The sequence below is a fragment of the Nonomuraea sp. PA05 genome (assembly GCF_008086045.1).
GTDB lineage: Bacteria > Actinomycetota > Actinomycetes > Streptosporangiales > Streptosporangiaceae > Nonomuraea > Nonomuraea monospora.
The window spans coordinates 63,110-69,565 of record NZ_VSEY01000056.1 but is presented as its reverse complement, the minus strand read 5'-3'; the positions used below and the strand labels follow the sequence as shown (position 1 = coordinate 69,565).

7 protein-coding genes are annotated in these 6,456 nt (G+C 70.0%); 5 read left to right on the top strand and 2 right to left on the bottom strand.

What is annotated here, in order from left to right:
- Positions 1-327 (bottom strand): hypothetical protein (locus tag FXF51_RS62245; protein WP_222871873.1); only part of this gene is annotated, 327 nt, incomplete at its 3' end.
- 264 nt (positions 328-591) lie between these two features.
- On the opposite strand from FXF51_RS62245, the gene FXF51_RS53165 reads away from it, so the two are divergent.
- From FXF51_RS53165 to FXF51_RS53150, 4 genes are read left to right on the top strand one after another with little or no spacing between them, the layout of a single operon-like run.
- On the top strand, positions 592-1,944 hold the full coding sequence (locus tag FXF51_RS53165) for an ABC transporter substrate-binding protein (protein ID WP_187415055.1): 1,353 nt from the start codon (positions 592-594) through the stop codon (positions 1,942-1,944).
- A gap of 4 nt (positions 1,945-1,948) precedes the next feature.
- On the top strand, positions 1,949-2,815 hold the full coding sequence (locus tag FXF51_RS53160; RefSeq protein ID WP_148442486.1) for a carbohydrate ABC transporter permease: 867 nt from the start codon (positions 1,949-1,951) through the stop codon (positions 2,813-2,815).
- Positions 2,812-3,744 carry a carbohydrate ABC transporter permease gene (locus FXF51_RS53155; RefSeq protein ID WP_262380472.1) on the top strand — a complete coding sequence of 311 codons (933 nt, stop codon included), beginning with the start codon at positions 2,812-2,814 and terminating at the stop codon, positions 3,742-3,744. Before FXF51_RS53160 ends, FXF51_RS53155 begins: the two co-directional genes overlap by 4 nt.
- Positions 3,745-3,748: 4 nt before the next feature.
- Positions 3,749-5,290 carry a glycoside hydrolase family 13 protein gene (locus FXF51_RS53150; RefSeq protein ID WP_148442485.1) on the top strand — a complete coding sequence of 514 codons (1,542 nt, stop codon included), beginning with the start codon at positions 3,749-3,751 and terminating at the stop codon, positions 5,288-5,290.
- A gap of 94 nt (positions 5,291-5,384) precedes the next feature.
- Here FXF51_RS53150 and FXF51_RS53145 read toward each other — a convergent pair whose 3' ends face one another.
- On the bottom strand, positions 5,385-5,858 hold the full coding sequence (locus FXF51_RS53145; protein WP_187415054.1) for a GNAT family N-acetyltransferase: 474 nt from the start codon (positions 5,856-5,858) through the stop codon (positions 5,385-5,387).
- A gap of 64 nt (positions 5,859-5,922) precedes the next feature.
- On the opposite strand from FXF51_RS53145, the gene FXF51_RS53140 reads away from it, so the two are divergent.
- On the top strand, positions 5,923-6,450 hold the full coding sequence (locus tag FXF51_RS53140; protein ID WP_148442483.1) for a carboxymuconolactone decarboxylase family protein: 528 nt from the start codon (positions 5,923-5,925) through the stop codon (positions 6,448-6,450).
- The last annotated feature ends 6 nt before the right edge of the window (positions 6,451-6,456 follow it).

Below are 6,456 nucleotides of genomic sequence, written 5' to 3'. Positions count from 1 at the left end.
GCCGAGCCCGCCGCCCCGGCAGACGGCCGCGGCCAGCGCGCCTCCGGCCGACCCGCCCATCGATGCCCGCCCCGCCTCGCCCTGCCCCCGCCTCGCCTGCGCCGCGCCGCTTTGCCTGCGCCGCGCCGCCCGCACTACGGCCCGCGGTGCGCCGTGCGGCGTCGGGCCGTGCGAGCCGTGCTGATGCGCCACGCCGTGCGAGCGCCGCGTCGTGCGGGCCTCGTGCCGCGCCCCGTTCGTGTGCCGCGCCACCCGCCCCCACGCCGCTTCGCCCACACCGCCCGCGCTGCGCCGCCCACGCTGCGCCGCCCGCGCTGCGCCGCCCACGCTGCGCTGTGCGGCGCCGGGCCGTGCGAGCGACGCGGCCCCGCGCCGTGTTGCGCCGCGTGCCGTGTCGCCCGCGCAGCGCCGGGGTTGCGGGTGTGGCGTTGCCAGGCCGGCCGTGCAGGCGCCTCGCAAGCGACGCGTCGCCCCAGCCCTCCCGAACACCCGGCGTAACGCAGTCGTTATCTTGCAATATGAAGTCGAAATCTTGCGAACATACGTCACGGATCCTATGGTGTGGGCACCTCGCATCAGAAGGGTCAGACCATGCAGAGATCCACCGGACTCTTGCTCGTATCCGCGCTAGCCCTGTCCACCGCGGCCTGCGGCTCAGGAAGCGAGCCCGCCACCCCCACCGCCGGCGGCGCCAAGGCCGTGTCGATCACGGTGGCCTGCCAGCCCGCCAAGTCGGCGCCGAAGGAACGGCAGGCCTGGGACGACGACGTGGCCGCGTTCATGAAGGCGCACCCCGGCGTGACGGTCAAGAGCACGGACCAGCAGCCGTGCTTCGACCCCAAGACGTTCGGTCCCAAGCTGGCGGGCGGCCAGATGGAGACGGCGTTCGTGGTGCCGGTGACGAACTACAACGACGTGATGGCCAAGGGCCAGGCGCTCGACATCACCGCGTACACCAACGAGATCAAGAACTGGAACGACCTGCGCGCCGACCACAAGGCGCTCGTCACCAAGGACGGCAAGGTCTACGGCGTGCCGAACGTGCACTACAGCGTCGGCCTGGTCTACAACCGGGCGCTGTTCACGAAGGCCGGGCTCAACCCGGACGCCCCGCCCCAGACGTGGGCGGAGGTGCGTGAGGCGGCCAAGAAGATCGCCGGGCTGGGCGCGGGGCACGTCGGGTTCGGCGAGTACTCCGGCGGCAACACCGGCGGCTGGCACTTCACGCAGTCCATCTACGGCCGCGGCGGCAGCATCCTGTCGCCCGACAACAAGACGGCGGCGTTCAACTCGCCCGAGGGCAAGGCGGTGCTGCAGACGCTGCACGACATGCGCTGGGTGGACAACAGCATGGGCACCAAGCTGCTGGTCGGCTGGGAGTCGCTGATGGTCGCCATGGGCAGCGGCAAGGTCGGCATGATGCTGGGCGCGCCCGACGTGGTCACGGACGTGGTCAACAAGTTCAAGGGCAACGTCGCCGACTACGGCATCACCGGCTTCCCCGAGGCGAAGGCGTCGCTGAGCGGCGGCGAAGCGTTCATGATCAACCCGAAGGCCACGCCGGAGGAGGCCAAGGCCGCGCTGCAGTGGCTGGACTTCCGGTTCAACACCGTCGGCAAGGGCCGCTTCGACTTCGCCCGCGGCAAGACCCTCGGCAACCCCGTCGGCGTCCCCGACAACGCGGTCTACGGCGACTCGCCGACCGGCCAGGCCATCCAGGCCGACCGGGTGAAGAACGCCTCGCTGCCGGTCGCGAACTACGAGACGTACGTGCAGGCCGCGGGCACGATCCCGCCGAAGGCGGAGCCGTTGTACGCGCAGGAGCTGTACGCCATCCTCGACGTTCCCATGTCGGGCGTGCTGAGCCGCAAGGACGCCAGCATCGACGAGCTCCTCGCGGACGCGGAGACGAAGGCCAACTCGGTGCTGGCGGCCAAGGGCTGACCCTATGCAGATCTTGAGGCGCAATCTGACGGCCTACGGGTTCTTGTGCGCGGCGCTGGCGTGTTTCACGGTGTTCGCCTGGTATCCGATGGTCAGGGAGTTCATTCTGAGCTTCCAGAAGACCGACCTGATCAACGAGCCGGTCTGGGTGGGCCTGGACAACTTCGTGACGGCGTTCCAGGACCCGGCCTTCGGTGAGGCGTGGCTGAACACGCTGGAGTTCACGTTCCTCGCACTGGTCTGCGGCTATGCCGTGCCGTTCGTCGTCGCGCTCGTGCTGAACGAGCTGCGCCACGCCCGGGCCTACCTGCGGTTCGTGGTCTACCTGCCGGTCATGCTGCCGCCGATCGTGGCGGTGCTGCTGTTCCGGTGGTTCTACGATCCGGGGCCCGGGCTGTTCAACCAGGTGCTCGACTTCTTCGGCCTGCCGCCGCTGGCCTGGCTGGACAGCTCCTCGACCGCGCTGATCTCCCTGGTCATCGTCTCGACCTGGATGAACATGGGCAGCGCGACGCTGATCTACCTGGCCGCGCTGCAGAACATCCCGCCGGAGCTGTACGAGGCGGCGGAGCTGGACGGGGCCGGCATCTGGAAGCGCATCAGGCACGTCACGATCCCGCAGACGCGGCTGATCCTGCTGCTCATGCTGATGTTGCAGATCGTGGCCACCATGCAGGTGTTCATCGAGCCGTACATGCTGACCGGCGGCGGCCCGGAGAACGCCACGGTCACGGTCGCGTACCTGATGTTCCAGAACGCGTTCACACTCCAGGACTACGGCTCGGCGGGCGCGCTCGGCATGATGCTGATGATCGTGCTGCTCGTGTTCGCCGCCTTCCAGCTCCGCCTGACCAGGGAGGACAAGGCGTGATCTCCGTAGGAGCCCAGGTGACGAGCCGGGGCAAGCGGGGCAGGAAGCGGTCGCCGAAGCCGATCGAGGTGCAGTTCCGCACGATCGTCTCGCCGCACCAGCTCAACAGCCAGTGGGGCAGGCGCATCTACTGGATCGTGCTGACAGCGGTGCTGGTGCTGTTCACGCTGGCGTTCGTCTTCCCGCTGTACTGGATGGTGACCGGCGCGCTGAAGACGCCGGACGAGCTGGCGCAGATGCCGCCGACGCTCATCCCGGCCGACCCGACGCCGGACGCCTTCTTCGAGGCGTGGGACCTGTTCGACATCGGCACGCTGCTGCTGAACACCGGCTACTACTCGCTGGGCGGCTGGATCGTCTGCATGGCCGTGGACGTGTCGGCGGCGTACGCGCTGTCGAAGCTGCGACCCATGTTCGGCAACGTCATCCTCGGCATGATGCTGGCCACGCTGATGATCCCGGCGATGGTGGTGCTCATCCCGCTGTACGTGACGGTCGTGGACCTGGGCCTGCTGAACAACCCGTGGGCGCTGTGGCTGCCCGCGGCGGCCAACGGCTTCAACATCTTCCTGCTCAAGCGCTTCTTCGACTCGATCCCGCGTGAGCTGATCGAGGCCGCGCAGATCGACGGGGCGGGCTCGGCGCGAATCCTGCGATCGGTGGTCCTGCCGATCTCCCGGCCCATCCTGGGCGTGGTGTCGATCTTCACGATCGTCACCTCGTTCAAGGACTTCGTCTGGCCGCTGCTCGTCATGACGGACAGCGAAAAGATGACGATCAGTGTGGGCCTGTCACAGACGGCCGGGGCCGTCACCCAGAACCAGGTCATGGGCGGCCTGCTGATCACCAGCATCCCCATGATCATCGTTTTCTTCATCTTCCAACGGCACATCATGGCGGGTCTCACCGCCGGAAGCATCAAGGGATAAGCGCATGTCGCAAACGTGGTGGCGGGGGGCCGCGATCTACCAGGTCTACCTGCGTAGTTTCGCCGACGGGAACGGCGACGGCGCCGGCGATCTCGCCGGCCTGCGCTCCCACCTGCCGTATCTGAAGGATCTGGGGATCGACGCCATCTGGCTCAACCCGTGGTACCCGTCGCCGATGGCCGACGGCGGCTACGACGTGGCCGACTACCGCGACATCGAGCCGGTCTTCGGAACGCTGGCGGAGGCCGAACGCTTCATCGAGGAGGCGCACGAGCTCGGCATCAAGGTCATCATCGACGTCGTGCCGAACCACAGCTCCACCGAGAGCGCCTGGTTCAAGGAGGCACTGGCGAACCCGGCGGCCCGCGACCGGTTCTGGTTCGCCGACGAGCCGCTCAACGACTGGCAGTCCATCTTCGGCGGCTCGGCCTGGACGCAGGTGCCCGACGGGCAGTGGTACCTGCACCTGTTCGACCCGGGACAGCCGGACTTCAACTGGAACAATCCGGAGGTCCACCAGGAGTTCGAGGACGTCCTGCGCTTCTGGTTCGACCGGGGCGTGGACGGCGTGCGCATCGACTCCGCCGCGCTGCTGATCAAGTCCGACACCGCCTACGAAGACCTCGACGAGGTCCACGACGTCTACCGTCGGTGGCGCGAGGTGGCCGACGAGTACGACGAGCGCATCCTGATCGGGGAGGTCTGGCTCCCCGACCAGGAGCGTTTCGCCCGCTACCTGCGTCCCGACGAGTTGCACACGGCCTTCAACTTCGACTTCCTGTCCTGCGCCTGGGACCCCGCCGACCTGCGCAGGTCCATCGACCTGACGCTGGCCACGCACACCCCCATCGGCGCCCCGCCGACGTGGGTGCTGGCCAACCACGACGTGACCAGACCCGTCACCCGGTACGGCCGCGCCGACACCTCCTTCGCCCACGGCGGCGCCCTGCACGGCACCCCGACGGACCTGGAGCTCGGCTACCGCCGGGCCCGCGCCGCGGCGCTGCTGGCCATGGCGCTGCCCGGCTCCGTCTACGTCTACCAGGGCGAGGAGCTGGGCCTGCCGGAGGTCGAGGACCTGCCGGACGAGGTGCGCCAGGACCCGATGTACGCCCGCTCGGGCGGCACGAACCCGGGCCGCGACGGCTGCCGCATCCCGCTGCCGTGGTCGGGCGACGAGCCGCCGTTCGGCTTCGGCACAGGCGCGGGTACAGGCGCGGGTGCGGCCAGGCCGTGGCTGCCGCAGCCGGAGAGCTGGCGCAAGCTGACGGCCGAGGCCCAGCGCACCGATCTGGGGTCGATGCTGAACCTCTACCGTACGGCGCTGAGCCTCCGGCGGGAGCTGCTCGGCGACGGCACGCTGACCTGGCTGCCGTCGGGGGAGAAGGTGCTGGCCTTCACCCGCGACTCGGGCCTGACCTGCGTCACGAACCTGGGAGCGGAGCCGGTGCCGCTGCCGGCGGGCGAGGTCCTGCTGGCCAGCGGGCCGCTCGTGGACGGGCTCCTGCCGTCCGACACGACGGCCTGGCTTGCCCAGCGAAGCTGACCGTCCGCACCAGCCCTGCGCCCGCGGCTCCGGCCGCCGGCGCAGGGTTCCGCGGCTACGGTCATCGTCACCAGGCAGGCGCCGGTTCCTGCGGCTACCGGGTCAGCGTCACCAGGTAACGCCGCACCCCGTCCGCCGCCTCCTCGAACACCGCGCCGAGCCGCTCGGCCAGCCGCTGGGAGGCCACGTTCCCGTCGTCCGTCTCGATGAGGACCTCCTTCAGCCCGGCCCGCCGGCCCGCCGCGAGCACCGCCTGGGCGGCCTCGGCCGCCAGCCCGGCGCCCCAGTGGCCTGGGTCCAGGCTGTAGAGCAGCTCCACCCGCTCCTCGCCGCGCCGCCGCAGCCCGCAGACCCCGATCAGCACGTCCTGGAGGAAGATCTGCCACAGCCCGTACCCGTGCCGCGCGAAGCCGGTCTCGCTGTCGCGCAGCAGCGTCTCCGCCAGGCGGGGATCGACCTCCCTGTCGTCGAACAGGTAGCGCCTGACGCTTGGGTCGTTCCAGTGCCGGACGAGCACGCCGAGGTCGCGCAGCCCGGCGGGGCGTAACTCCAGCCGTTTCGTGGACATCGCCGTCATGCCTCCACAGAACACCTCCCCGGGGGCGCCGAGAAGAGGCGGCTACGATCACGGAATGGCACGCCTGCGCAGGACACCACCGGACGAGCTGGGCCCGGAGGCCCGCGCCCTCTACGACAGGATCACCTCGGGGCCGCGCGGCCGGTTCATGGTGGACGAGGAGGGCGGGCTCACCGGGCCCTTCAACGCGATGCTGCTCAGCCCGCCGCTCGGCGATCCGCTCCAGGAGCTGGGGGCCGCCGTCCGCTACCGCTCCACGCTCACCGACCGGGCGCGGGAGCTGGCGATCCTGATCGTGGCCGGGCACCGGGACAGCGCGTTCGAGCGGGCCGCGCACGAGCCGATCGCGCGCGAGCTGGGCTTCACCGAGGAGCAGCTCGCGGCGTTGCGCGACGGCTCGCCGCTGCCGCTCGCCGACGCGGGCGAGGCGGCGGTGCTGCGGGTGGCGCGGGCGCTGGTGGCCGAGGGGGATCTGGACGAGGAGGAGTACGCGGTGCTGGGGGAGCGGGAGCTGTTCGAGCTGACCACGCTGGTCGGCTACTACTCCACGCTCGCCCTCCAGCTCCGCGTCTTCCGCGTGTGACCGAGA

Excerpts from the sequence above, each read along its gene's own strand:
- FXF51_RS53165 (WP_187415055.1), top strand. The coding sequence starts at position 592 with ATGCAGAGATCCACCGGACTCTTGCTCGTATCCGCGCTAGCCCTGTCC.
- FXF51_RS53160 (WP_148442486.1), top strand. The coding sequence starts at position 1,949 with ATGCAGATCTTGAGGCGCAATCTGACGGCCTACGGGTTCTTGTGCGCG.
- FXF51_RS53150 (WP_148442485.1), top strand. The coding sequence starts at position 3,749 with ATGTCGCAAACGTGGTGGCGGGGGGCCGCGATCTACCAGGTCTACCTG.
- FXF51_RS53145 (WP_187415054.1), bottom strand. The coding sequence starts at position 5,858 with ATGTCCACGAAACGGCTGGAGTTACGCCCCGCCGGGCTGCGCGACCTC.
- FXF51_RS53140 (WP_148442483.1), top strand. The coding sequence starts at position 5,923 with ATGGCACGCCTGCGCAGGACACCACCGGACGAGCTGGGCCCGGAGGCC.